Source organism: Streptomyces sp. NBC_01439 (assembly GCF_036227605.1).
GTDB lineage: Bacteria > Actinomycetota > Actinomycetes > Streptomycetales > Streptomycetaceae > Streptomyces.
The window spans coordinates 2,969,134-2,994,879 of the sequence record NZ_CP109487.1; the positions used below are offsets into that span (position 1 = coordinate 2,969,134).

General features: G+C 73.0%; 21 protein-coding genes. 7 read left to right on the forward strand and 14 right to left on the reverse strand.

Annotated elements, in window-relative coordinates:
- Positions 1 to 6 precede the first annotated feature (6 nt).
- Positions 7 to 1,509, reverse strand: coding sequence for a diaminobutyrate--2-oxoglutarate transaminase family protein (locus OG207_RS12700; RefSeq protein WP_329098670.1), 1,503 nt, complete (start codon positions 1,507 to 1,509; stop codon positions 7 to 9).
- A 189-nt stretch (positions 1,510 to 1,698) separates the two neighbouring features.
- Between OG207_RS12700 and OG207_RS12705 the strand changes: the two genes are divergently transcribed.
- Positions 1,699 to 2,868 carry a trypsin-like serine peptidase gene (locus OG207_RS12705; protein WP_329098672.1) on the forward strand — a complete coding sequence of 390 codons (1,170 nt, stop codon included), beginning with the start codon at positions 1,699 to 1,701 and terminating at the stop codon, positions 2,866 to 2,868.
- Positions 2,869 to 2,949: 81 nt separating this feature from the next.
- On the opposite strand, the gene hflX is transcribed toward OG207_RS12705, so the two are convergent.
- From hflX to miaA, 6 genes are all read right to left on the reverse strand, one after another.
- Positions 2,950 to 4,455 (reverse strand): GTPase HflX, encoded by a 1,506-nt coding sequence (hflX, locus tag OG207_RS12710; RefSeq protein WP_329098673.1) that lies wholly within the window; start codon positions 4,453 to 4,455, stop codon positions 2,950 to 2,952.
- Positions 4,456 to 4,583: 128 nt separating this feature from the next.
- Positions 4,584 to 6,098 (reverse strand): M1 family metallopeptidase, encoded by a 1,515-nt coding sequence (locus OG207_RS12715; protein WP_329098675.1) that lies wholly within the window; start codon positions 6,096 to 6,098, stop codon positions 4,584 to 4,586.
- 244 nt (positions 6,099 to 6,342) lie between these two features.
- Positions 6,343 to 8,433 carry a RelA/SpoT family protein gene (locus OG207_RS12720; RefSeq protein ID WP_329098677.1) on the reverse strand — a complete coding sequence of 697 codons (2,091 nt, stop codon included), beginning with the start codon at positions 8,431 to 8,433 and terminating at the stop codon, positions 6,343 to 6,345.
- Positions 8,434 to 8,573: 140 nt separating this feature from the next.
- Positions 8,574 to 9,449 carry a diaminopimelate epimerase gene (gene dapF, locus OG207_RS12725; RefSeq protein ID WP_329098679.1) on the reverse strand — a complete coding sequence of 292 codons (876 nt, stop codon included), beginning with the start codon at positions 9,447 to 9,449 and terminating at the stop codon, positions 8,574 to 8,576.
- A 70-nt stretch (positions 9,450 to 9,519) separates the two neighbouring features.
- On the reverse strand, positions 9,520 to 10,047 hold the full coding sequence (locus OG207_RS12730; RefSeq protein WP_402695298.1) for a hypothetical protein: 528 nt from the start codon (positions 10,045 to 10,047) through the stop codon (positions 9,520 to 9,522).
- 126 nt (positions 10,048 to 10,173) lie between these two features.
- On the reverse strand, positions 10,174 to 11,112 hold the full coding sequence (gene miaA, locus OG207_RS12735; protein ID WP_329098681.1) for a tRNA (adenosine(37)-N6)-dimethylallyltransferase MiaA: 939 nt from the start codon (positions 11,110 to 11,112) through the stop codon (positions 10,174 to 10,176).
- Positions 11,113 to 11,339: 227 nt separating this feature from the next.
- On the opposite strand from miaA, the gene OG207_RS12740 reads away from it, so the two are divergent.
- Positions 11,340 to 11,507 carry a gliding motility protein gene (locus OG207_RS12740; protein WP_329098683.1) on the forward strand — a complete coding sequence of 56 codons (168 nt, stop codon included), beginning with the start codon at positions 11,340 to 11,342 and terminating at the stop codon, positions 11,505 to 11,507.
- A gap of 23 nt (positions 11,508 to 11,530) precedes the next feature.
- Positions 11,531 to 11,776: an antitoxin gene (locus tag OG207_RS12745; RefSeq protein WP_329098685.1), complete on the forward strand. Its 246-nt coding sequence runs from the start codon at positions 11,531 to 11,533 to the stop codon at positions 11,774 to 11,776.
- A 165-nt stretch (positions 11,777 to 11,941) separates the two neighbouring features.
- Here the strand turns inward: OG207_RS12745 and OG207_RS12750 are convergent, their stop codons facing one another.
- The 3 genes from OG207_RS12750 to OG207_RS12760 are packed head-to-tail and all read right to left on the reverse strand — an operon-like array spanning position 11,942 to position 14,936.
- The gene (locus OG207_RS12750; RefSeq protein ID WP_329098687.1) at positions 11,942 to 12,664 is read right to left on the reverse strand and encodes a hypothetical protein; all 723 of its coding nucleotides are present in this window, start codon (positions 12,662 to 12,664) and stop codon (positions 11,942 to 11,944) included.
- Positions 12,665 to 12,702: 38 nt separating this feature from the next.
- On the reverse strand, positions 12,703 to 14,226 hold the full coding sequence (gene miaB, locus OG207_RS12755; RefSeq protein WP_329098689.1) for a tRNA (N6-isopentenyl adenosine(37)-C2)-methylthiotransferase MiaB: 1,524 nt from the start codon (positions 14,224 to 14,226) through the stop codon (positions 12,703 to 12,705).
- Positions 14,223 to 14,936 (reverse strand): maleylpyruvate isomerase family mycothiol-dependent enzyme, encoded by a 714-nt coding sequence (locus tag OG207_RS12760; protein WP_329098691.1) that lies wholly within the window; start codon positions 14,934 to 14,936, stop codon positions 14,223 to 14,225. Before OG207_RS12760 ends, miaB begins: the two co-directional genes overlap by 4 nt.
- A gap of 71 nt (positions 14,937 to 15,007) precedes the next feature.
- Here OG207_RS12760 and OG207_RS12765 point away from each other — a divergent pair, with 71 nt between their 5' ends.
- Both OG207_RS12765 and OG207_RS12770 read left to right on the forward strand, forming a co-directional pair.
- Positions 15,008 to 15,970, forward strand: a complete 963-nt coding sequence (locus OG207_RS12765; RefSeq protein ID WP_329098692.1) for a LysR family transcriptional regulator — start codon at positions 15,008 to 15,010, stop codon at positions 15,968 to 15,970.
- 32 nt (positions 15,971 to 16,002) lie between these two features.
- The gene (locus OG207_RS12770; protein ID WP_329098695.1) at positions 16,003 to 16,998 is read left to right on the forward strand and encodes a TAXI family TRAP transporter solute-binding subunit; all 996 of its coding nucleotides are present in this window, start codon (positions 16,003 to 16,005) and stop codon (positions 16,996 to 16,998) included.
- 12 nt (positions 16,999 to 17,010) lie between these two features.
- On the opposite strand, the gene OG207_RS12775 is transcribed toward OG207_RS12770, so the two are convergent.
- Together OG207_RS12775 and OG207_RS12780 are read right to left on the reverse strand one after the other, a co-directional pair.
- Positions 17,011 to 18,066, reverse strand: a complete 1,056-nt coding sequence (locus tag OG207_RS12775) for an ROK family protein (protein WP_329107585.1) — start codon at positions 18,064 to 18,066, stop codon at positions 17,011 to 17,013.
- Positions 18,067 to 18,100: 34 nt separating this feature from the next.
- A complete protein-coding gene (locus OG207_RS12780) occupies positions 18,101 to 19,261 on the reverse strand; it encodes a LacI family DNA-binding transcriptional regulator (protein WP_329098696.1) in 1,161 nt (386 codons plus the stop codon).
- A 620-nt stretch (positions 19,262 to 19,881) separates the two neighbouring features.
- Here OG207_RS12780 and OG207_RS12785 point away from each other — a divergent pair.
- Positions 19,882 to 21,165, forward strand: a complete 1,284-nt coding sequence (locus tag OG207_RS12785) for a glycoside hydrolase 5 family protein (RefSeq protein ID WP_402695295.1) — start codon at positions 19,882 to 19,884, stop codon at positions 21,163 to 21,165.
- A 45-nt stretch (positions 21,166 to 21,210) separates the two neighbouring features.
- Positions 21,211 to 23,403: an endo-beta-N-acetylglucosaminidase gene (locus OG207_RS12790; RefSeq protein WP_329098700.1), complete on the forward strand. Its 2,193-nt coding sequence runs from the start codon at positions 21,211 to 21,213 to the stop codon at positions 23,401 to 23,403.
- 20 nt (positions 23,404 to 23,423) lie between these two features.
- Here OG207_RS12790 and OG207_RS12795 read toward each other — a convergent pair whose 3' ends face one another.
- Entirely contained in the window at positions 23,424 to 24,836 is a 1,413-nt protein-coding gene (locus tag OG207_RS12795) for a sensor histidine kinase (RefSeq protein ID WP_329098702.1), read from the reverse strand.
- Between the two features lie 12 nt (positions 24,837 to 24,848).
- A complete protein-coding gene (locus OG207_RS12800; RefSeq protein WP_329098704.1) occupies positions 24,849 to 25,559 on the reverse strand; it encodes a response regulator transcription factor in 711 nt (236 codons plus the stop codon).
- Positions 25,560 to 25,746 lie beyond the last annotated feature (187 nt).

Sequence of the window (25,746 nt, forward strand, 5' to 3'; positions counted from 1 at the left end):
TGCGGGTCAGTGGGTCCGACGGGCGGCGGCCGGGATGGCGTCGGCCAGACGGTCGAGGACCGCCGCGGCCTGCTCGTCGGTCAGGGTCAGCGGGGGAAGGAGGCGCACCACGGCGCCGTGGCGGCCGCCGAGTTCGACGATCAGGCCGCGGTCCAGGCACTCCTGGCGGACGGCAGCGGCGAGGGACGGCGCGGCGGCCCCGGTGTCGGGGTCGACGAGTTCGATGCCGATCATCAGGCCCCGGCCCCGTACCTCTCCGATGCACGGATGGCCGCAGGCCAGGCCGTGCAGGGCGGCCAGCATCCGTTCCCCCAGGGCGGCGGCGCGCTCGGCGAGCCGGTTCTCGCGGACGAAGGTGAGCGTGGCGGTACCGGCGGCCATGGCGAGCTGGTTGCCGCGGAAGGTGCCCGCGTGCGCGCCGGGGGCCCAGACGTCCAGGGCGGCCCGATACACGATCACCGCGAGCGGCAGGCTGCCACCGATCGCCTTGGAGAGGACCATGACGTCGGGCACCACCCCGGCGTGGTCGACTCCCCAGAAGGCACCGGTCCGGCCGACGCCCGTCTGCACCTCGTCGGCGATCAGCGGGATCCCCCGCGCCGCGGTGATCTCGCGCATCCGGCGCAGCCAACCGTCCGGGGCGGGGATCACCCCGCCCTCGCCCTGCACGGGCTCGACGATCATGCCTGCGGGGGCGGACACTCCGCCCTTCGGGTCGTCCAGCAGGTTCTCCGTCCAGCGCGCGGAGAGTTCGGCGCCTTCTGGGCCACCGACTCCGAACGGGCAGCGCAGGTCCTGCGGGTACGGCAGCCGGGTCACCCGCACGCCGGGGGCGCCGCCCGAAGCGTCCAGGGCCCCGGCGGTCATGCCGTGGTAGGCCCCGGTGAAGGCGAGCAGCCCGGGGCGTCCGGTCGCGGTGCGCACCAGTGTGAGTGCGGCCTCCACGGCGTCCGTTCCGGCCGGACCGCAGAACTGGATGCGCGCGTCGGCTGCGAGCGCGGGCGGCAGGTTGGCGAACAGCTCGGTGGTGAAGGCGTCCTTGACCGGGGTCGCGAGGTCCAGCACGTGCAGCGGGGCCCCCGAGTCGAGGACGCCCCGGATGGCTTCGAGCACCACCGGATGGTTGTGCCCGAGGGCGAGCGTGCCGGCGCCGGAGAGGCAGTCGAGGTAGCGCCGCCCGTCGGCGCCCTCGATGGTGAGCCCGCGGGCCCGCACGGGGACGATGGGCAGCGAGCGCGCGTACGTCCGGGCGGCGGACTCCCGCTGTGCCTGTCTGCGCAGGATGTTCTCAGGAGCGACGGAACCCCCCGGCCCCTCGCTCACGCCCGAGCGGCCCGAGCGACCCGAACCGCCCGGGCTGCCGGCTCCGTCCGGAACCGGTCCCCGGCTTCCCTGCGGCGGCACTTGAGGTGGGATCTCTGTCGCGGCCGCCGCCGCGGCCGGCTCGGTGGCAGCCACGAGTGTCGGTCCTCCCGCACTGATTGCTCTTCCGGATTGCGTCTCGAACATGAACGCTGCTCCCCCATCCCCCGTACGTACCAACGACGGTGACGGCGAGGGATCACGGGTTGACTCAAGATCCTTGTTCTGCAAGGGGAGAGCGCCAGGAACCACGGCCCCGGCCTGTGTCGTCCTGGGCGACAGCGGCATAGTGGGGGGCTGCACTCCACTCCTCGAACTCCCAGGGGGACGAACGACATGCGATCGAACCGACCGGTCACCGCGATTCTGTGCGCGGCCACGCTCGCGCTGACCGCGGCTGCCTGCGGCCCCGGCGACGAGGAGGCCGGCGGCGACGCCAAGCCGACCGTGGCGGCGAGCCTGCCGGGCCAGGACGGGATCAAGATCCCGGACCAGCTCAAGGACAAGCTCAAGGAACACGGTATAGACCTGGAGAAGTGGAAGGGGGGTGAGTGGAAGAACTGGAAGAAGGAGGACTGGCTCCGCGAGGCGGGCGACTACATCAACCCGGTCATCGAGGGCCTGTGGGACCCGGACCGCATGCGTGACGCCGAGCAGCCGCAGCGTCCGTCCGTCGACCCCGACGCGGGCAAGGACCAGGGCGTCACCGACCCGACCCCGGCACCGGTGGCGGCCAAGCAGGCCAACCCGCCCTACCACACGAGCGTTCCGTCGTCCGGCAAGGTGTTCTTCGACGGCCCCGAGGGCTCGATGGTCTGCTCGGCGACCGTGATCAAGGACCCGGCCCACCCCGGCAAGTCGAACATGGTCTGGACCGCGGGCCACTGCGTCCACGCGGGCAAGGCCGGCGGCTGGTACCGCAACATCGCCTTCGTCCCGTCCTACAACAACACGGGCAAGCCGTCGGCACAGCTCAAGGGCGCGCCCCGCGAGACGGTGGCCCCGTTCGGCGTGTGGTGGAGCGACTGGGCGCAGACCTCCGACCAGTGGATCGCGAGCGGCGGTCCGACCGGCGGCGCGGGTGCCCCCTACGACTTCGCGGTGCTCCACGTGGCGCCCGAGAAGGGCAAGACCAAGTCCCTGGAAGAGACCGTCGGTTCGGCGCTCCCGGTGGACTTCAACGCGCAGGCCGTGCCGAAGGTCGCGAGCATCACGGCGACGGGCTACCCGGCGGCGGCTCCGTTCGACGGCCAGCGCGCCTTCCAGTGCACGGACCGGCCGGGCCGGCTGTCCCTGAACGCGAACGACCCGGTGATGTACCGCATCGGCTGCACCATGACCGGCGGTTCCTCCGGTGGCGGCTGGGTCACGGCGGGCGCCGACGGCAAGCCGGCGCTGGTGTCGAACACCTCGATAGGCCCGGCCAAGGCGGGCTGGCTGGCCGGGCCCCGGCTGGGGCCGGAGGCGAAGGGCATTTTCGACGCCGTCAGCGCCAAGTTCAAGTAGCCCCGAACCCCGAGCGTGACCGAACGGCTGAGGCCCCCCTGCGGTGCAGGGGGGCCTCAGCCGTCAAGCCGTCAAGCCCGCTCAGCGCTTCGCGAGCGCGTACGGCGCCAGGTCCGCCGCCAGTTCCTGGTGGACCCGCGCCTTGAGCAGGGTGCCGTCCGGGGTGTGCTCCTCGGAGATCACCTCGCCCTCGGCGTGCGCCTTGGCGACCAGCGAGCCGCGCGTGTACGGCACCAGGGCCTCCACCTCGACCTCGGGCCGCGGCAGCTCGGAGTCGATGAGCGCGAGGAGTTCCTCGATGCCCATGCCCGTGCGCGCCGAGACGGCGATGGAGTGCCGTTCGATCCGCAGCAGCCGCTGCAGGACCAGCGGGTCCGCGGCGTCCGCCTTGTTGATCACGACGATCTCGGGCACGTTCACCGCGCCGACCTCACGGATCACCTCGCGCACCGCCGCCAGCTGTTCCTCCGGCGCCGGGTGCGAGCCGTCCACGATGTGCAGGATGAGGTCGGAGTCGCCGACCTCCTCCATCGTGGAGCGGAAGGCCTCGACGAGGTGGTGGGGCAGGTGCCGGACGAAGCCGACGGTGTCGGCCAGGGTGTAGACCCGGCCGCTCGGCGTCTCGGCCCGGCGCACGGTCGGGTCGAGGGTGGCGAACAGTGCGTTCTCCACCAGCACGCCCGCGCCCGTGAGGCGGTTGAGCAGCGAGGACTTGCCCGCGTTGGTGTAACCGGCGATGGCGACCGAGGGCACCTTGTTGCGGCGCCGTTCCTGCCGCTTGATGTCACGGCCGGTCTTCATCTCCGCGATCTCCCGGCGCATCTTCGCCATCTTCTCGCGGATCCGACGTCGGTCGGTCTCGATCTTGGTCTCACCGGGGCCGCGCGTGGCCATGCCGCCACCGCCGCCGCCACCCATCTGCCGGGACAGCGAGGCACCCCAGCCGCGCAGTCGCGGCAGCATGTACTGCATCTGCGCGAGGGCGACCTGCGCCTTGCCCTCTCGGGACTTGGCGTGCTGGGCGAAGATGTCGAGGATCAGCGCGGTCCGGTCGACCACCTTCACCTTGACGACGTCCTCAAGGGCGATGAGCTGGCCGGGGCTGAGCTCACCGTCGCACACGACGGTGTCCGCGCCGCTCTCCATGACGATGTCACGCAGCTCGCGCGCCTTGCCCGAGCCGATGAAGGTGGCCGGGTCCGGCTTGTCACGGCGCTGGATCACACCGTCGAGTACGAGAGCACCCGCCGTCTCGGCGAGGGCGGCGAGCTCCGCGAGGGAGTTCTCCGCGTCGTTCACCGTGCCGGAGGTCCAGACGCCGACCAGGACGACGCGCTCCAGGCGCAGCTGCCGGTACTCGACCTCGGTGACGTCTTCGAGCTCGGTGGAGAGGCCGACCACGCGGCGCAGGGCCGCGCGCTCCGAGCGTTCGAACTGCTCGCCGTCCCGGTCTCCGTCGATCTCGTGGCTCCAGGCGACGTCCTCTTCCATCAGGGCATCGGCCCGAAGGCTCTCGGTGAAGCTCTGCGAGTCCCGCACGTCCTGGGCGTCCCGCGCGTCCTGGGAAGGGGAAGAAGAGGAGGTCATTGGATCCTTACGTCGATTCGAATAGCAGTGCCACGTTAGCTGTCACGTCCAACGTGTCACACCGCCGGGGGATTCCCCGCACGGCCCCGTCGATGGTGACATGCCCGTTCCTCGCCGGTCACACCCTTTTATCGGGTGCTCACGTCCGCCGCCGTGCCGGGGGTCGCCTTGCCGGAGGCCGGCTTGCCAGAGGCAGGCTTGCCAGAGGCCGCCGTGCCGCTCCACTCCGGGTGCCCCGGCATCGGCGGGGTCGTGGCCCCGTACAGCCAGGGCTCCAGGAAGGCCGCGAGGTCGCGGCCCGCCTCCTGCGATGCCAGGCGTACGAAGTCGGCCGTCCCCGCGATCCCGTCCCGGTTCTCCGCGACCCAGCGCCGCTCGATCTTCTCGAAGGCCTCCGTGCCGATCTCCTGCCGCAGGGCGTAGAGGATCAGCGCGGACCCGTCGTAGACCACCGGCCGGAACAGCCCGATCTTCTGGCCGGGTGCGGCTGCCTTCGGGGCGGCCGGCGGGCCGCCCGCCGCCCGCCACTGGTCGGAACGCTGGTACGCCTCGCGCATGCGCCGCTCCAGGGAGTACTTGCCGAGCCCGTCCGCGTACAGGGCCTCGTACCAGGTGGCGTGTCCCTCGTTGAGCCACAGGTCGGACCAGGTCCGCGGGGTGACGCTGTCGCCGAACCACTGGTGGGCGAGCTCGTGGACCATCACGGACTCGACGTACCAGTCGGGGTAGCCGTCGCGCGCGAACAGGTTGCTCTCGAAGAGCGAGAGGGTCTGCGTCTCCAGCTCGAAGCCGGTCGTGGCCCGCGCGATCAGCACACCGTAGTTCTCGAAGGGGTAGCGGCCGACGCGCTCCTCCATCCACTCGATGTGGCCCGCGGTCTTCTTGAGCCAGGGATCGAGCCGCTGCCGGTCGGCCGCGGGCACCACGTCGCGCAGCGGCAGCCCGTGCGGTCCGGTGCCGTGCACGACCTCGGAGCGGCCCACGGAGACCTGGGCCAGCTCGGTGGCCATCGGGTGCCGGGTGCGGTACGTCCAGGTCGTCGTGGGGCCGAGCCGCACGGCGGGGGCCACCGACTCCCCGTTGGCGACGGCCGTGAGGCCGGCCGGGGCGGTGATCCGGAAGGTGAAGAGCGCCTTGTCGGCGGGGTGGTCGTTGCAGGGGAAGACGCGGTGCGCGGCGTCGGCCTGGTTGGCCATGGCCAAGCCGTCCTCCGTGGGCACCCAGCCGCCGTCGCCGCGGCCGCGCGGATCGCTGGTGTGCCGGATGGTGATGTGCAGCGGCATGTTGTCCGCCACCGGGCGCGCGGGCGTCAGGACCAGGTCCTCGGCCACGCTCTCGAACCGCGCCGGCTCCCCGTTGACCTCCGCGGACGCCACCTTGCCGTGGGTGAAGTCCAGATTGATGCGCTCCAGCCGCTCCAGGGCGCGGGCGTCGATGACGGTGACCGCGTCGAGCGGGTTCAGATTGTCCTTGTAGTCGAAGGACAGGTCGTACGAGAGCACGTCGTACCCCGGGTTCCCTAGCTCCGGAAAGAGCCGGTCGCCGATGCCCAGCGGCTTCGGTGGGGGCAGGACGGCGGCGACGAGGGTGAGGGAGGCCGCGGCGAGCAGGGTGGCGCGCAGGCGCGGGGAGGAGAGCTGCATCCACCACCGCTTACCAGCGCCCGCCACACGGCCGCGTACGGCGCGCGACGGGTCCACCCGAACGGGGCCTTCCGGAGGCGTTCCGGCCTACGTCCGCTCCCGGCCCGCGTCCCCACCGGGCCACGTCTCCGCGCGGCCCGCGTCTGGGCGCGCCCGTAGCCCCGGAGCCCCGGAGACCCGGAGCCCTGTAGACCCGTAGACCCGGAGCCCTGTAGACCCGTAGACCCGTAGACCTGGACCGCGCCTACACCCGGCTCACGTCGTACACGCCCGGCACGTCCCGCATCGCCCGCATCAGCGCGGGCAGCCCGGCCGCGTCGGGCAGCTGGAGGGTGTAGCTGTGCCGGACCCGCTGTTCGACCGGCGGCTCCACGGTCGCGGAGACCACCTCGACCCCCTCGCGGGCGATGGCCTCGGTCAGGTCGGCCAGCAGGTGCGGGCGGCCGAACGATTCAGCGCGCAGGGTGACCCGGCAGTCCGCCGTCGCCCGCCAGTGCACGGCGACGGAGGTGCGCCCCACGGCGCGCATCTGCGCCACCGCCGCGCAGTGGATGCGGTGCACGGTGACGGCCCCGCCGCGGACCAGGAACCCGGCGACGGCGTCCGGTGGCACCGGGGTGCAGCACCCGGCCAGCCGCACGGTGGCGTCCGGCAGGTCGGCGACCGCGTTGGCCCCGCCACCGCGGGCCCCGACCACCGAGAGCGGTGCCCGGGCGGCCGAGGTGGTGGCCATGGCGCGGTCGGGATGGGATTCGAGCCAGCTGCTGATGGCGATCCGGGCGGCGGGGGTCCGTGCGTGGTCCAGCCACTCGGCGGCGGGGCCGGAGGTGGCGTCCTGCGCGAGCAGCAGCTGGACGGTGTCCCCGTCGGACAGGGCGGAGGACAGGGAGGTGAGGCGCCCGTTGACGCGGGCGCCGATACAGCCGTGGGCCGCCTCGCCGTGCTGCGCGTAGGCGGCGTCGATACAGCTGGCTCCGGCCGGCAGACTGATCGTGCCGGTGGCGCTGCCATCGTCCCGGAACACGGTGATCTCCCGGTCCTGGGCCAGCTCCGCCCGGAGCACGGTCCAGAAGGTGTCGGGGTCGGGCGCGGACTGTTGCCAGTCGAGGAGTCGGGACAGCCAGCCGGGGCGCGTGGGGTCCACGCGCTCCTCGTCCGGGTCGGCGGCGGCATCGGCCGTCGCGGTGGCGTACGGATTGCCGAGGGCGACCACGCCGGCCTCGGCGACGCGGTGCATCTGCCGGGTCCGCACGATGACCTCGGCCACGTAGCCCTCGGGGGTGGCGAAGGCGGTGTGCAGCGACTGGTAGAGGTTGAACTTCGGGGTGGCGATGAAGTCCTTGAACTCTGAGACGACCGGGGTGAAGCAGGTGTGCAGCTCGCCGAGCACGGCGTAGCAGTCGGCGTTCTCGCCGACGAGGACGAGGATGCGGCCGAAGTCGGAGCCGCGCAGTTCGCCGCGGGTGCGGGAAATGCGGTGCACGGAGACGAAGTGCCGTGGCCGGACCTGTACTTCGGCGGCGATGCCGGCCTCGCGCAGGACACCCCGTACGGAGTCGGCGATGGCGGGCAGCGGGTCGCGTTCTCCGGCATGGGCGGCGAGGAGCGCGCGGGTGCTCTCGTACTCCTCGGGGTGCAGGATCGCGAAGACGAGGTCTTCCAACTCGGTCTTGAGGGCCTGCACGCCGAGCCGTTCGGCCAGCGGGATGAGCACGTCGCGGGTGACCTTGGCGATGCGGGCCTGCTTCTCGGGGCGCATCACGCCCAGGGTGCGCATGTTGTGCAGCCGGTCGGCGAGTTTGATGGACATGACGCGGACGTCGTTGCCGGTGGCGACGAGCATCTTGCGGAAGGTCTCGGGTTCGGCGGCGGCGCCGTAGTCGATCTTCTCCACCTTGGTGACGCCGTCGACGATGAAGCACACCTCGTCACCGAACTCCGCCCGGACCTGGTCGAGGGTCACGTCGGTGTCTTCGACGGTGTCGTGGAGCAGAGAGGCCGTCAAGGTGGTGGTTTCGGCGCCGAGTTCGGCGAGGATCAGGGTGACGGCGAGTGGATGTGTGATGTACGGCTCACCACTTTTTCGCATCTGGCCGCGGTGCGAGGTCTCCGCGAGGAGATACGCGCGGCGCAGAATGGACAAATCGGCGTCCGGGTGGTGGGCGCGGTGCGCCTCGGCAACGTGGCCGATCGCGTCCGGAAGCCGGTCTCGTGACGTCGGCCCGAGCAGGGCCGCGCGCCCGAGCCGGCGCAGATCGAGCCTGGTCCGACCGCGTCTGCGGAGCTCAGGGCGCGCTTCGGGGTGTGCTTCGGGGTTCGTGGCCTCTGCACTCATGGGCACCTCCGGCGGCTTCGACCGGCGGTGGTGGGCATGGGGTGAGCCCTCAGGGCCGGTGCCTGATGTTACCGACCCCACCACGTGGCGCAGTCCACCTCTCGCTCAGCGTGAAACGGATCACCCGTTAGAGGGAAGCTCTAGCCGAAAGCCGTTTCGGTGAGCCAGGACCCCTCGAACTCCCCCGCAGCCACGATCACGGCTGGTCCGGTCATGTCGATCTGCCCGTCGGGGTGTTCGGTGATGATCAGGGTTCCGCCGGGGAGGTCGACGGTGTACGCGACCGGTTCGCCGGTGGCGGCCGGGTCGACGCCGTCGCGGCGGATGGCGGCCACGGCGACGGCGCAGGCGCCGGTGCCGCAGGAGCGGGTCTCGCCGGAGCCGCGCTCGTGGACGCGCATGGCGACGTGTCGGGGGCCCCGGTCGACGACGAACTCGACGTTGACCCCGGCCGGGTAGGCGGACTCCGGGCTGAACGCGGGGGCGGCGAACAGGTTCCCCGCGTGGTCGAGGCTCTCGACGAAGGCCACCGCGTGCGGGTTGCCCATGTTCACGTTCCGCGCGGTCCAGCTCCGGGCGTCGACGCTGACCGTGACCTCGCCGGCGGGCAGCTCGGCGCGGCCCATGGAGACGGTGACGTCGCCCTTCTTGTCGAGGTGCACCCGCTTGACGCCCCCGCGGGTGGCGACGGCGAGGTCGCCCGGTTCGACGTGTCCGGCGTGCTGGAGGTAGCGGGCGAAGACGCGCACGCCATTGCCGCACATCTCGGCGATGGAGCCGTCGCTGTTGCGGTAGTCCATGAACCACTCGGCTTCGTCGGCCAGGTGCGCGGCCTCGGGGTGCGCGGCGGACCGGACGACGTGAAGGACGCCGTCAGCACCGATTCCGGCGCGCCGGTCGCACAGCTTCGCGACGGCGGACGCGGGCAGCTCGATGGCGTTGTCCGGGTCCGGGACGATCACGAAGTCGTTCTCGGTGCCGTGGCCCTTGAGGAAGGAGAGGGTGGTCTGCGTCACCGGCCCATGGTACCGAGCACCAGCTCAGGGCCGCCGGACCGTCCGAAGGGCGGAACCGTCCGAGGGGCGGTCAGCGGAGCCGGGCGACCCGGTACACGGCGAGACCTACGACGGCCAGTGCGACGACGGCGTAGAGCGCGGCCATGCGCCAGTCCGGGCGGCGGCCGCTCCCCCGAACCGGGAGGCCGGGCCACGTGTAGCCGACCCGTCGGGCGGCCATCATTCCCCAGCCTCCGGCGCAGCAGCTGATCAGGAAGCCGAGCATGGCGACCACGGCACCGCCGTCGCCGAACTCGAAGGCGAGCGGGAAGGCGAACATCAGCGAACCGGTGGCGGCGAGCATCGCAATGGGGGCGATCTGCCACAGGCGCAGGCGGCGCTGCGGGCGCAGTTCGACCTCGAACTCGGGTCCGGCGGCGGCTTCCGCCTCGGCGGAGTCCGGGGTGTCCGGGCCGTCCGGGGTCAGTCGCGCCGGATCGGCGGGCAGCCCGAGGCCCGCGGGCCCGTCCGTCTCGTCGGTCCCGTCCAGAAGCATCGGGTCCGCTTCCCTCCGGGTATCGTCCCGCCCGGTGTCGCGAGGGCCGGCCTCCATCGCCACGCGCCCTCCCCACTCGGACTCAGTACGCCGCCGTTCATCGCAGGTGATCGCACCTGCTGGAGTTTGATGATGGCACGCCCCCGGCCCCGCTACTGGCGCGTGAGGCGTCCCGATGCCATCACGTGATCAGGCTGTGACCGCTCGTTCGACCAACGACTGCGCGAGTCCGAGGAGTTCCCCCCGGTCGGCGACGGCCCCGCTGAGCCAGTGGACGCGCGGGTCGCGGCGGAACCAGGAGTCCTGGCGGCGGGCGAACCGCTTGGTCGCCCGGACGGTCTCGGCCCGGGCCTCGTCCTCGGTGCACTCACCGGCGAGCGCGGCAAGGACCTGCTGGTAGCCGAGCGCCCTGGAGGCCGTGATTCCGTCGCGCAGCCCGCGGGCCTCCAGTGCGCGGACCTCGTCCACCAGTCCGGCCTCCCACATCCGGTCGACCCGCAGCGCGATCCGCTCGTCGAGCTCCGGGCGGGCCACGTCGACGCCGATCTGCACGGTGTCGTAAACGGAATCGTGGCTGGGCAGGTTGGCCGTGAAGGGGCGGCCGGTGATCTCGATCACTTCGAGCGCGCGGACGATGCGGCGGCCGTTGCTGGGCAGGATGGCCTGCGCGGCGGCCGGGTCGGCGGCGGCGAGCCGGGCGTGCAGGACGCCGGAGCCGCGGAGCGCGAGCTCTTCCTCCAGTCGGGCCCGCACCTCGGGGTCGGTGCCGGGGAACTCCATGACGTCCAGGGCGCCACGGACGTACAGGCCGGATCCGCCGACGAGGACGGGGGTACGCCCCTCGGCGAGCAGTTTGTCGATCTCCAGGCGAGCCAGCCGCTGGTAGTCGGCGACGTTGGCGGTGTCGGTGACGTCCCAGATGTCGAGGAGGTGGTGCGGCACGCCGCCGCGCTCCTCGGTCGTCAGCTTGGCGGTACCGATGTCCATCCCCCGGTACAGCTGCATGGAGTCGGCGTTGACGACTTCGCCGTCGAAGCGGCGGGCCAGGGCGACGCCCAGGTCGGACTTTCCTGCCGCGGTGGGACCTACGACGGCGATGACCCGCGGGGCGGGGGCTGCATTCCTCACCGCCCCAGTTTCGCAGCCCCTGGTCAAGACACAGCCATGTACCCGATCGAGTGACGTGACGGGGTGGGGTCGGGGTCGTTGCCCTGGCGAGGTTCCGGCCGGACATGCGCCCTGCGTACGCCCGGCGCAGGCCGGTCCGGTCGACGCGGAACTTCACTCACACGAGTAACGTTACGGGAGTAGACATGGGCATTTTTGATCGGTTTTTTCGCCGTAAGGACGAGATTGTGACCGAAGAGGTCGCGACGGAGGACCTGACGGCGGAGTCCGGCACGGCCGAGGAGGCCGAGCCTGTTGCCGAGAAGTCTCCGGAGGCGGGAGTCGTGGAGATCCCGAAGCAGCAGGCGGCCCCGGTGGCTGCGGACAGCGAGACCGGCGAGGGCGCCCGTACGTAGCGACCGCCAACGGAAGGTGACCCATGGGCCTGCTGGACAATCTAAAGGCCAAGCTCGCTCCGGCGAAGGACAAGGTCGGCGATCTCGCGCTGCAGCACGAGGGCAAGATCGGCGAGAGTCTGGACAAGGTGGCCAGGGCCATGGACTCCAAGACCAAGGGCAAGTACAGCGGCCAGATCACGAGCGGAACGGGCAAGGCGAAGGACGCCCTGGGGAAGATCGCGCACAAGGACGCTCCCGGCGGGCCGACGCCGCCGGCCGCCTCCTGACGCGGTCCGGGAAAGGGGCGCGGGACCGGCACGGCCGGGTCCCGCGCCCCTTCGCCGTTCCGAGAGCCCCACGGCCCCTCCTGGTAGCCCTGTCGCGCCCCGTCGGCTGCGCGGCCGCCGCGCGGCCACGACCGGCCGGGAACGATCAGGAACGGCTACGACCGGCTAAGACCAGGCGGCGACGAAGTACCCCACGCCGTACGGCGCGTCCTCGTACAGCAGCCGTCCCGCCAGCTCCGCGCCCCCGGCGGCGCCGGCCAGCACCTGCCAGGGGGCCCGTCCGGCGGCCTGGAGCTCGGCCGCGAGAGCGGCATCGATCCCGGCCAACGCGGCGACGTCGGCGGCGCCCAGCGCACGGGCGGCCTCCGCGTCGAAGGCCGCGGCGCGCTCGTCGAGGTATCCGGGGGCCTTGAGGGTGCGGCACGCACTGCCGTCCCCGAGGACCAGCATGGCCACGCGTTCGGCGGAACCGCCCAGGTCCGCGCCGAGGAGGCCGCAGCCGCTCGGGGCGAGGTCCGCGGCGACGGCCACCCCGGCGACCGGGGCTGCCGCCCAGCGGGCCTGGCCGAGGAGCCAGCCGGCCACCGCGAGGGAAGCCGGGAGGGTGGACCCGGTGGCATGGCCGCTCGGCGGTTCGCCCAGGTCGGGGCCCAGGGTGACGGTCAGGTCCACGCCGAACCCGGCGAAGCCGCCGGGGGTGCCCTGGTCGTACGCGCCGCCCTCGGCGGCGGCCCCGACCACGACCAGCAGGTCGGGCCGGGACGCGGCGAGCACCGCCAGCGCGTCGGAGCAGGCGGTGCGGGCGTCGCCGAGTTCGGCGGCGGCCCCCGCGGCCACCTCGGGCACGAGCAGCGGCGGGGCAGGACAAACGGCGGCGGCTACGAGCATGATCCGCAGCCTAGCCGCAGGCGCGGGGCCCGTGCCCCTCAGGAGGAGGTGGGCACCGAGCAGCCGGAGGTGACGACCGGCAGGGGCGCCGGGACGCCCAGCTTCGGGATCCCGAGCATGACGCCCGCCGGCTGGGCGGGGGCGGCGTTGCGCTTCTCCCAGGCGTCGCCGGCGCGGGTGCGGCGCACGATCAGCGTCGGGCCCTCGGCCAGCAGGTGGTGCGGCGCGGCGTAGGTGATGTCCACGGTGACCACGTCGCCGGGGCGGACCTCCTGCTCCGGCTTGGTGAAGTGGACCAGGCGGTTGTCGGGGGCGCGGCCGGACAGGCGGTGCGTGGCGCCGTCCTTGCGGCCCTCGCCCTCCGCGACCATGACCTCCAGGGTGCGGCCGACCTGCTTCTTGTTCTCCTCCCAGGAGATCTCCTCCTGGAGGGCGACCAGGCGCATGTAGCGGTCCTGCACGACCTCCTTGGGGATCTGCCCGTCCATGTCGGCGGCGGGGGTGCCGGGCCGCTTGGAGTACTGGAAGGTGAAGGCGTTCGCGAAGCGGGCCTCGCGCACGGCGTGCATCGTCTGCTGGAAGTCCTCCTCCGTCTCGCCGGGGAAGCCCACGATGATGTCGGTGGAGATCGCGGCGTGCGGGATCGCGGCGCGGACCTTCTCGATGATGCCGAGGAACCGCTCCTGCCGGTACGAGCGGCGCATCGCCTTCAGGATCGGGTCCGAACCGGACTGCATCGGCATGTGCAGCTGCGGCATCACGTTCGGGGTCTCGGCCATCGCCGCGATCACGTCGTCCGTGAAGTCGCGCGGGTGCGGGGAGGTGAAGCGGACCCGCTCCAGGCCCTCGATCTGGCCGCAGGCGCGCAGCAGCTTGCTGAAGGCCTCCCGGTCGCCGAGGTCCGAGCCGTACGCGTTCACGTTCTGGCCGAGCAGGGTGATCTCCGAGACGCCCTCGGCGACCAGGGCCTCCACCTCGGCGAGGATGTCGCCGGGCCGGCGGTCCTCTTCCTTGCCGCGCAGGGCCGGGACGATGCAGAAGGTGCAGGTGTTGTTGCAGCCGACGGAGATCGAGACCCAGGCGGCGTAGGCGGACTCGCGGCGGGTCGGGAGCGTGGAGGGGAAGGCCTCCAGCGACTCGGCGATCTCGACCTGCGCCTCCTCCTGGATGCGGGCGCGCTCCAGCAGTACGGGCAGCTTGCCGATGTTGTGCGTACCGAAGACGACGTCGACCCAGGGGGCCCGCTTGACGATCGTGTCGCGGTCCTTCTGGGCGAGGCAGCCGCCGACGGCGATCTGCATGCCGGGGCGCTTCGTCTTCATCGGGGCCAGTCGGCCGAGGTTGCCGTACAGCTTGTTGTCGGCGTTCTCGCGGACCGCGCAGGTGTTGAAGACCACGACGTCGGCGTCGCCGTCGGCGCCTTCGGGCGCCCGGACGTAACCGGCGTCCTCCAGCAGACCGGAGAGCCGCTCCGAGTCGTGCACGTTCATCTGGCACCCGTAGGTGCGCACCTCGTAGCTTCGCTTCACGTCCACTGCCTGGCTCCGGTCGCTGCTGGTCATGCAACAAGGGTAGGCGGTACCCGGTGGCCCTCCGGTCCCCCGTTCAGCCGACCCGGGGGAAGGCGGCGGCCGAAGAGGACGAGCAGCAGGTCCTGGGCTTCCCCGTGCACGGGAGTTCCCTCGCCGTGGGACCAGTCCAGGTCCTGCGCGCACAGCTGGACGCCGGTCAGGTCCGCGCCGAAGAAGCGCAGGGACCGGGGGGTGACCGCGTCGAGGAGGAGCCGCAGCCGGTCTGCGGGGACGCGGCGCGGGTGGCCGAGGGCGACGGTGATGTCGAGGCCGTGGACCACGTCGTGGGCGAGGGCTCCGGTGGGGCCGGCGGCGGGCGGTTTCCAGGGGTGGTCGGCGTTCTCGCGGAGCAGCGCGGCGAGCTCGCGCGCGGTGAAGGCGGCGGCGTCGCGGCGGGCCGTGCGGTCGGTCATCCGGTGCAGGTTGCCGCGGGCGCGCAGCAGTTCGGCGGCGAAGCCGGGGAGGGTGGTGCGGAAGCCGAGGGACAGGTGGGCGGCGACCTCGCGGACGCGCCAGCCGGCGCAGAGGGAGGGGGCGTCCCACTGGTCCGGGGTCAGGGCGTCCAGTACGTCGGCCAGCTCGCGGCGTTCGGCGGCGACGGCCGCGGCGATCCCACGGCGGTGCACGGAGGTGGGCGAGGTGGATCGGGAGGTCGGTCGGGAGGTCGGTCGATCGTTGGGTCGGTCGGTGGGTCGGCTCATGGCTTCAGGGTCGGGGCGGCATTGGGCATAAGTCCAAGAGCGGGTCCTTCTGCAATCTAGAATCCAGGCTTATGGAACTGGCTCAGCTGCGCTATTTCGTGGCCGTGGTGGAGGAGGGCGGCTTCACGCGGGCCGGGGCGCGGCTGCACGTGTCGCAGCCCGGGGTGAGCGCACAGGTCGCACAACTGGAACGCGAGCTCGGGCAGCGGCTGCTGGACCGGTCCGGGCGGCGGGTGACCCCGACGGAGGCGGGCCGGGCGGTGCTCACGTACGCGCGGGCCGTGCTCGCGGCGGTGGAGGGCGTGCGGCGGACGGCCGAGGAGTTCTCCGGCCTGCTGCGCGGGCGGGTGGCACTCGGGCTGGTACCGGGGGCGGCCGGGGCCGTGGTGGGCGGGTTCGACGTGGTGGAGGTGCTCGGGGCCTTCCACGACGAGCACCCCGGGGTGGAGATCTCGCTCTCCGAGGACACCTCTGAGCGGATGCTGGCCGCCCTGCTGCGCGGGGAGCTGGACCTGGCGGTGGTCGGCCTCTCGGGGGAACCGCCGCCGGACGTCTCCTGCCAGGTGGTCCTCGACGAACCCCTGGTCGCGGCGGTGCGGGTGGACGATCCGCTGGTGGCGGCCGCCGTGAACGGCCGGATCCCGCTGGCCGCACTGCGCGGGCGGTCCTTGATCGGTCTGCCGCGCGGGACCGGGCTGCGCGGGGTGCTGGAGCGGGCCTGTGCGCAGGCGGGCTTCGCCCCGCGGGTGGACTTCGAGGCGGCGGCGCCCGCCGTGCTGGTCCGGCTGGCCGCGCGGGGCTTGGGGGTGGCGGTGGTGCCGTCCGGGGCGGAGTCGGCAGCAGGCCAGCGTGCCGGCGTCGGCAACGGCAACGGCAACGGCAACGGCAACGGACTGTGCGCGCTGCGGATCACCGAGCCGGAACTGAGCGGGAGGGTCGCGCTGGCCTGGCGCACGGACGGACCGTCCGGGCCGGCCGCCCGCAAGCTGCTGGGAAGGCTCCGCTCGGGAGCCCCCGGACGGCCCGCGCCGTGACAGGACGGCGGACGGGTGGCAGGATCGCGGCCATGCCTCTCGTACCGCCCCGGATCAGCAGGCGCCACGCCCTGCGGGTCCTGGTGGCGGTACTCGCCGTGCTCGGGGTCCTGACGTGGTGGCTCAAGCCCTTCGGGCAGCCGGAACTGGAAGGCGAGCTGACCTTCAGCACGGGCGCGCGAACCGGGGTCTACCACCGGTACGGGCAACTGCTGGAGCAGGCGCTGGGCCGGGACATGCCAGGAGTGGACGTGCTCCTGCAGACCAGCGAGGGCTCGCAGGAGAACCTGAAGCGGCTGGCCACCGGCGAGGCGGACTTCACGGTGGCGACGGCGGACGCGGTCGCCAAGTACCAGCTCGACAAGAAGCCCGGCGCGGACCGACTGCGCGGGGTCGCACGGCTGTACGACGACTACGTGCAGCTGGTGGTTCCGGCCGGCTCCCCGGTGCAGTCGGCCCGGGACCTGAGCGGCAAGCGGGTCGCGATCGGTCAGCCGGGCTCCGGCGTGCGGCTGGTCTCGGAGCGACTGTTGAAGGCGGCGAAGATCGACCCGGTTCTGGACATCACGCCGGTGTCGATCGGCATCGACACCATGCCGGGTGAGCTGGAGGCCGGCCGGATCGACGCGTTCTTCTGGTCCGGCGGCCTGCCGACGAACGCCGTGAAGGAGCTGTCGGAGCGCTTCGACATCCGGCTCGTACCGCTCGGTGACCTGATGGAACCGCTCCAGGAGAGCGGCAGCCCGGCACGCTACTACCGGACGGCCGTGATGCCGCAGGACGTCTACACGCGGGCGCGCAACACCAGCTCGGTATCGACCCTGGCCGTGCCGAACCTGCTGGTGACCACGGCGGGAACCGACCCGCAGCTCACCGAGCAGCTGACGCGGACGGTGATCCTCAGCCGCGACCTCGTCGGGCGCGAGGTGCACGCGGCGCAGCTCGTGGACCTGCGGACGGCGATCTACACCGACCCGCTGGACCTGCACGAAGGCGCACGCCGGTACTACCGGTCCGTCAAGCCCTGAGCGTCCTGGGGTTCACGAAGGGGACGGTGGCGAAGGCAGCAGCATGGTCGCTGCCGCGGCCGCGCCGATCAGCCCCGCATGGGTGCCCAGCATCGCCGGCACCACCTGGATGTCCTTGACGAACGAGAGCGTGGCGTAGGCCGCGAGGTGGCTGCGGATCGGGGCGAAGAGGATGTCGCCGGCCGCGGCCACTCCACCGCCGATGACCGCGATGTCCGTCTCCACGAGGGTCGCGGTGGCCGCGATGGCGGCGGCCAGGGCGCGGCCCGCCCGGTCGAAGGCGGCCAGGGCGACCGGGTCGCCCTCGGCGGCGGCAGCTGCCACTCCCGCTGCCGTGGCGTCAGGCCGGCCGGCCGCGCCCTTCGCACCGGTCACGCCGACACCTGCGCCGGCCCCCGCCGTGCCCGACGGCGTCCAGCCCTGGTCCAGGGCCCAGCGGGCGATCGCCGTACCGGAGGCGATCGACTCGACGCACCCATGGCCGCCGCACACGCACGGCTCGCCGTCGAACGCCACACTCATGTGGCCGATGTGCCCCGCGTTGCCCGTGGGGCCGGGGTGGAGCTGGTTGTTCAGGATCAGGCCACCGCCCACGCCCGTGGAGACCACCATGCACAGGGCGTTCGCGTGGCCCCGGGCCGCACCCAGCCAGTGCTCGGCAGCGGTCATCGCCACCCCGTCACCGGCCAGCACGGTCGGCAGGTCGGCCCCGCGCGCCGCGAGCTCCGCCACGACCCGCTCTTGGACCGGGAATTCCCGCCAGGCCCCGATGTTGACCGGGCTGACCGTGCCCCGGGAGGTGTCCACCGGGCCGGCGCTGCCGATCCCGCAGCGGACCGCCGAGGCCCAAAGCGGCGACTCGGAGAGGTCGGCGACGACCTCGGCGACCGCCGCCATGACCCCGTCGGCGTCCGCCCCGCGCGGGGTCGGGCGGCGGGTGGTGGCCGTCATCGTGCCGTCGGGTTGCACCAGCGCACCGGCAATCTTCGTACCGCCGACGTCGATCGCGACCGTCGGTCCGGCGGCCGCTGCGGCGGCCCGTGGTGCGGGGAACGGGGCGCTGGGAATGATCACGGTGGCGGCTCCAGGAAGGTTTTCAGGATTAAGTATGCGCCGGGGGCGGCGCCGTGCTCTCGCGAGGCTCCAGCCTCGGCCGCTCGCTGATCCGCACCCCGGGCGGGCTGCCCGCGAGGACGGCCAGGAGTTCCTCGGCGGCCAGCCGACCGAAGCCGGCGGTGTCCCGTACGAGAGCGGTGAGCCGGGGATGGGTGACCCGGCAGAGGGCGGAATCGTCCCAGGCCACGATCGAGAGCCGGCCCGGAACCGGGATGCTCAGCTCGGCGGCGACCGCGCGCCCGGCCACGGCCATCACGTCGTTGTCGTAGACGAGCGCCGTGGGTGGATCCGGCTCGGCCAGGACCCGTCGCGTGGCCGCCGCGCCCTCGGCGTCGGAGTAGTCGGTGACCACCGAGCGCACTTGGTCCGGACCCAGGCCGCGACGTGCGGCCTCGGTCCGGAGGGACTCCATCCGGCGGACCGTGTGGGCGAGGCCGGGGAGCCCGGCGACGTGCACGATCCTGCGGTGGCCGAGCCCGTACAGGTGCTCGAGGACCTGTGCCATGGCGCCGGCGTCGTCGGCCCGGACGGAAGACAGAGCCGCGGACAGAGCCGCGGAGGGAGCCGGGGCCTGGGCCTGGGTGGAAGCCTGGGCCGGATCCTGGGCCGGATCCTGGGCGGGAGCCGAGGAGGGCCCTGTCCTGCCCTCGAGACCGGTGGCCGCGCCGCCGTCCGGGAAGAGGGCCTCGCCGATGGTGACCGCGGGCAGGGCCAGTCCCTCCAGGAGCGCCGGTCTCGGGTCGCTGGTCCGCGGGTCGACGACGAGCACGCCGTCGACCCGTCGCTCGGCCCACCAGCGGCGGTAGACCGCGCATTCGGCGTCGATGTCCTCGACGACCTGGAACAACAGGGCGGTGCGGGCCGCGGAGAGGACCTCCTGGATGCCGGAGACGAGCTGGAGGAAGAACGACTCGACGCCGAGCGTGTGCGCGGGCCGGGCGAGGACCAGGCCGACGGCTCCGGAGCGTTCGCCGGACAGGGCCCGGGCCGCACTGTTGGGCTGCCAGCCGAGTTCCTCGGCGACGCGCCGGATCCGGGCCCGGGTGTCCTGCGAGACGCCCGGCCGGCCGTTGAGCGCGAAGGAGACGGCGCTCTCCGACACGCCGGCCTGCCGGGCGATGTCCTTGATCGTGGGTCTGCGGGCCATGGCCTGCCTCATTCGTCCTTCGGGTGCGTCACACGTGGCGGAATACGGACGGCAATGGCCGGACCGTACGCGATCCTGCCCCGACAGGCCGCTTTTATGACGATCCATTGGTCTTCCGGGGGGTGCGTCGAGCGGCGGCCGTGGCTCGAAGTCCACCTCGGCCGCCCGGTCCACCGGAACGTGCGGGAGTCGGGCCGCGGCACGGTGACCGGCCAAGTCCCCTACGGCGAACCGGCGTAGGCCCGTATGGGGCCCCGCGCGCCCGGGGCGACGGCCGCGGCCGGATCGGGCGCCGCCACCCACGGCCCTTTCGGGGCGGGGCCGTTGGGCCCGGTCACCATCCCCACGTCCTCGAACCCCCCGGGCCGGTGCGCTCCGGTCGGCGGTGCGGCCGCCCCCGTACGGCCCGAGGCAGAACGGGCCCGAAGCGGCGACCGCGTGACCGAAATACCGCTGTCCATTTCCACGCACTTCGTTTCAGCCGGCCGTAACTAAAGCGCATTAGTTTCCTCAGGATCTTCACCTAGAACCCTTGTGTCAACTGGGCTGAAGCGCATAAGCGCATGGTCAGGGGCCCTGTTGACTTTCCCGATCGGCACCGGCAGGTTGTGGCGCATCCGATGAAGTCCTCCAGAACTCCAGGACGCCCCGTGCACGATGACGTGCTCCGCTTCGGCGCCAACTACACGCCGGCCCGCGGCTGGTTCCACCACTGGCTGGACTTCGACCTCGACGAGGTGCGGGCCGACCTCGATTCGATCGCCGCGCTCGGGTTGGACCACGTCCGCGTCTTCCCGCTGTGGCCGGTCTTCCAGCCGAACCGGACGCTGATCCGGCCGCGCGCCGTCGAGCAGCTCGTCGCGCTCGCCGACGCGGCCGCCGAACGCGGGCTCGACGTCAACGTGGACGGGCTGCAGGGGCACTTGTCGAGCTTCGACTTCCTGCCCGCCTGGACCCGGACCTGGCACCGGCGCAACATCTTCACCGACCCGGACGTGGTCGCCGGGCAGGAGGAGTACTTGCGCACGCTGGCCGCGGCCCTCGCCGACCGGCCGAACTTCCTGGGCATGACGGTCGGCAACGAGATCAACCAGTTCTCCGGCGCCCCGCACCCCGACCCCGACCGGATCACCCCGGACCAGGCCGCCCGCTGGCTGGAGCGGATGCTCGCCGCCTGCGAGGAGGGCGCACCAGGGCGGCTGCACCTGCATGCCGAGTACGACGCGGCCTGGTACCGGGACGGACACCCGTTCACGGCGGCCCATGCGGCCCGGCTGGGCGGGGTCACCGCCGTGCACTCCTGGGTGTTCAACGGCACCGCGCAGCGCCACGGCCGGAGCGGGACGGCGACGGAGCACCATGCCGCGTACCTGATCGAGCTCTCCAAGGCCTGGGCCCTGGACCCGCACCGCCCGGTGTGGCTCCAAGAGGTCGGTGCCCCGGCGCCGTTGATCCCGCCCGCGCACGCGGCGCGCTTCACCGAGGCCACCGTCGCCAACGCCCTGGACTGCCCGGACCTGTGGGGCGTGACCTGGTGGTGCTCGCACGACGTGTCCCGGGAGCTGGCGGACTTCCCGGAGCTGGAGTACGGCCTCGGCCTGCTCACCAACGACCGCCGGACCAAGCCGGCCGGCGCCGCCGTCTCCCGGATCGCCGCGCGGTGGCGGGGCCGCGCGCACCGCCCGGCGCCGCGGTCCACCGCGCTCGCCGTGGACGTCGGTGCGGGGGCGCAGGCTCCGGGGCGCTCGGTGTGCGCCCCGGGCGGCGCGTTCTTCGAAGCCTGGGCCTCGCTGACGGCCCAGGGGGTGCGCCCCGCGGTGGTCCTCGCGGAGCGTGCCGCGGACCCCGCCCATCTGGCCGCGCGCGGCATCACCGAGGTGCTGCGCGTGCACGACGTGACCTGACCGGCCGATCTCCCGGTCCCCCGATCCCTTCGTGAGGAGCCCCGCATGCCCGAGACCGACGACGTCGTCGATCCGCGTACGCCGCCCGCCTCGGTACGGCCGACCCGGCGCAGGGTGCTGGTCACCGGGGCCGGGGCCGCCGTGCTGCTGGGTCTGGCGGGCCGCGCCCGGGCCGCCGCCGCGCCCGCGCCCTTACCGGTGAGAGCGCCCGCCGCGGCACCGGCACCGGCACCGGCACCGGTCGACCTGGCCCCGTACGCCTCGTACTGGTTCCCGGACTCCCTCCCGTCGGGGGCCCCCGGTCCCGGGATCGTGTGGCGCTCGCTGAGCCGGTGGACCCCCGAGAGCGATCCCGATCTGGCCCACAACACCTCGACCGTGCCACTGGCGCAGCGGTTCACCCCGGTCCCGGCGAACCGGGACGCCCGCGCCGGCCAGGCCCGCATCGCCTCCCTGGTCTCCTTCGGGCCCACGGCCGGGAACCCGTCCCAGGGCTCCCCGACCGCCGACCACTACGCGCTCACGCACTGGGCGTACATCGACGAGCTGGTCTTCTGGGGCGGTTCGGCCGGCGAGGGCATCGTGCTCGCGCCGAACGCGCCGGTGGTCGACGCCGCCCACCGCAACGGCGTCCGGGTGCTGGGCAACGTGTTCCTGCCGCCCGTCGCCTACGGCGGCGACCTGCGGTGGACCTGCGACCTGGTGCGGCGGGACTCCCTGGGCCGCTTCCCGATCGCCGACAAGCTGGTCGAGGTGGCGCGGACCTACGGCTTCGACGGCTGGTTCGTGAACGCCGAGACCGACGGCGGGGACAGCGCGCTCGCCACCCGGATGCGGGAGTTCCTGCGCGCCCTGCGGGCGGCCGGCGAGCCGCACGGACTGCGCACCACCTGGTACGACGCCATGAACAACACCGGCCGGGTGGGCTGGCAGGGCGCCCTCAACGCGCTCAACCAGGAGTTCTTCGAGGACCGGGCCGGGACGGTCTCGGACACGATGTTCGTGGACTTCCGTTGGACCCCGGACACCCTGGCCGCCTCGGGCACGCTCGCCGACCGCCTCGGCCGCTCCCGCCACGACCTGTGGGCCGCGGTCGACACCGAATCCCGCGGCTGGGACGCGGTCGTCGACTGGGACGCGATCGTCCCGCGCGGGCGGGACCACGTCGTCAGCTACGGCTTCTACCGGCCCGAGTGGACCCGCAACCACCTCACCGACCGCTCCCCCGGCGCCTTCCACCGTGCCGACGACCGGTTCTGGACGGGCGAGTCCCTGGACCCGGCCCGGCCGGCGCCCGGGGCCCGCTGGCGGGCGCCGGCGACGGCCGTCGCCGACCGGTCCACCGTCACCGGGCTCCCCTTCGCCTGCTCCTTCAACACCGGGCACGGGCTGCGCTGGTACGACAGCGGCAGGGTCGTTTCGGACACGCCCTGGAACCACCTCGGGCTCCAGGACCGGCTCCCCGGCCGCCGCTGGGCGGTCGACACCGCCGGGGCGCGCCCCTCGGTCACCCTGGACTTCGCGAGCGCCTGGCGCGGCGGCTCCAGCCTGCTGGTCGAGGGCGAGCTGACCGCCCCGGTGACCATCGGGCTGCACTCCACACGGCTGCCGCTGACCCGCGGGTCGGTCCTGGAGCTGGTGCACGCCACCGGACCGGAGCCGGTCGCCGCGGAGATCACGGCGAAAGCCGCGGCGGGGATCGCGGTGGAGGTCGGCGTGGCCGTCCGCGAGCCGTCCGGCCCCGGCGAGCCCGTCCCGTACACGTGGCTGCCGGCCGCGACCCGGGACGGTGGGCGGGGCTGGCGCACGACGCGGGCCGCTCTGACGGCACTGGCCGGCAGGACCGCGTACGGCCTCGCGGTACGGATCACCGCGCTCGGGAAGGGACCGGTGGTGTGGCGGATCGGCGCCGTGTCGGTGCGCGACGAGACCCGCACCCGGCGCCCGGTGCCTCCCACCGCACTGGTCGTGGACGCCTCGTCCCGGCAGGACGGCCGGGCCCGGGTGCGTCTGTCCTGGCGGGCGGCGGCCGGCCCCGACGGGCGGCCGCGCCACTACGAGGTGTGGCGGGTCCTGCCCGACGGCACGCGGCGCTTCCTCGGGGGCACCTGCGGCACCGCCCTGTACCTGCCCGCCGTCCCGCGCGCCGGACGGGAACGGGCGGCGGCCTTCGAGGTCCGGGCCGTCGACGAGCTGTACGCGGTGTCGGAGGCGGCCCGCACCGCCCTCGTCTGGTAGCCGGACAGGGGGTCTGTGGCTCAGCCGCCCTGGGGGTCGGTGCGCGGGACGGCCACCGTCACCCGCAGCCCGTGCGGCGGGTTCTTCTCGTAGGAGAGGGACCCGCCGCCCGCGGCGAGCAGGGCACGGGAGATCGACAGGCCGAGCCCGGAACCCTTGACGTTCTGGTGGCGGCCGCTGCGCCAGAACCGGTCGCCGACGCGGAGCAGCTCGTCCTCGGTGAGGCCGGGGCCGCGGTCTGCGACGGCCACGCGGACGGTGCGCCCCTCGGTGGAGACCGAAACCTCGACCTCCTCGCCCGCGGGGGTGAATTTGAGGGCGTTGTCGATGACCGCGTCGAGCGCACTGGACAGGGCGATGGGGTCGGCCCAGCCGGTGATGGCGCTGCGGCCCGTCTCGGTGAGCCGTACGCCCTTCTCCTCGGCGTAGGGGCGCCACGCGGCGACCCGCTCGGCCGTCAGGGCCCCGATGTCGGTGAGGCTGATCTCGGCGGAGGCGTGCTCGGCCAGCGCCAGGTCCAGCAGGTCGTCTAGGACCTGGGTCAGGCGCTTGCCCTCGGTGCGCACGGAGGCGATCTCCTCGTTCCCCTCTGGCAGTTCGAGGGCGAGCAGCTCGATCCGCAGGAGCAGCGCCGCGAGCGGATTGCGCAGCTGGTGGGAGGCGTCGGCGACGAACGCGCGCTGCTGTTCCAGGACCTCTTCGACGTTGTCGGCCATCTCGTTGAACGAGTGGGCCAGGCGTTGGAGTTCCGGGGGCCCGCCGGCGGCCGCGACCCGCGAGTTCATCCGTCCGGTGGCGATGCCGTGGGCGGCCGCGTCCAAGGTCTGGACGGGCTTGAGGACCCAGCTGGTGAGCTTGAGGGCGGCGCCGAAGGCGACCAGCATGGCGGCGGCGAGTCCGCCCACGATCAGCAGCCAGCCCTTCAGGATCCGGGCGCGCATCTGGTCGGTCGGGGATTCGGTGGCGACGACCGCGACCACGTCCCCGTCGAGGACGACCGGGGAGATGACGAGCAGTTTGCCGTCGGTCTGCCAGGGCCACACCTGCGGCGGATCGTGGCTGCGCCGGCCGGCCAGCGCCTGCTCCAGGGCCCGGCGCCCCTCGCGGGAATCCGGGAGCTGCCACCAGCCCGGGGACCGAGCCAGGGCGTTGTCGTCCCGGTAGAAGATGCCGGCGCGGATCCCGTACAGCGTTTGGTAGCGGGCGAGTTCCTGCCCGAGGGTCTCGCGGCGCTCGGCGGCGCCCATGGATCCGGAACCCTCGGCGTCGATGAAGAACTGTGCGAGGGCGGCGAAGCGGGCGCTGTCGTCGATCCGGTCGACCACCACCCGCTGCTGCTGCCCGGCGGCCAGGCTCACGGCGAGCGGGAAGCCGAGGGCGAGCAGCGTGCCCGCCATCAGGATGACGAGCAGCGGGAGCAGACGGGCACGCACGACAGAAGGTTCCTAGGGAGCGGCCGGGGCGACGAGCCGGTAGCCCACCCCTCGGACGGTCTCGATGAGGGCGGGCATGCGCAGTTTGGAGCGGAGCGAGGCGACGTGCACCTCCAGGGTGCGCCCGGTCCCCTCCCAGCTGGTGCGCCACACCTCGCTGATGATCTGCTCGCGGCGGAAGACGACGCCGGGCCGCTGCGCGAGCAGGGCCAGCAGGTCGAACTCCTTGCGGGTGAGGGGCACGTCGGCGCCGTCCACGCTCACCCGGCGGTTGGGCAGCTCGATGCTGACGGGGCCGAGGCGGACCGTGGCGGCCGTACCGGTGCCGGCGACCTCTTCGGAGGCGCCGGTGCGCCGGGCGACGGCGTGGATGCGGGCGAGGAGCTCGCCGGTGTCGTAGGGCTTGACCACGTAGTCGTCGGCGCCCATGTTCAGGCCGTGGATGCGGGAGCGTACGTCGGCCCGCGCGGTCACCATGATCACGGGGGTGGCGGTGCGCTTGCGGATCTTGCCGCACACCTCGTAGCCGTCCTGATCGGGCAGACCGAGGTCGAGCAGGATCACGCCGTAGGGCTGGGGGCAGGTCGGCGCGCCGGCGGGCAGGAGCGCCTGGAGGGCCTCTTCGCCGTTGCGGGCGTGGGTGACCTGGAAGCCGTGGCGGGCGAGGATCGCGGACAGGGCTGCCGCGACGTGATCGTCGTCCTCGACGAGCAGCAGTCTCATGTCGTCCCCCTCTCCTCTTGTCTCACTCGGGCTTCACTGCGCATGGTCACACGCAGGGCCGCACGTAGGGCCACCATGCATCCACGCCGATACGGAGTCCCACGTCAAGAGGGTCCCGCCCCGGCGCGCCTTCCGTTATGCACCCGGTACGCGGACATGATCGACCACACCGGTGTCGCGCACGGAG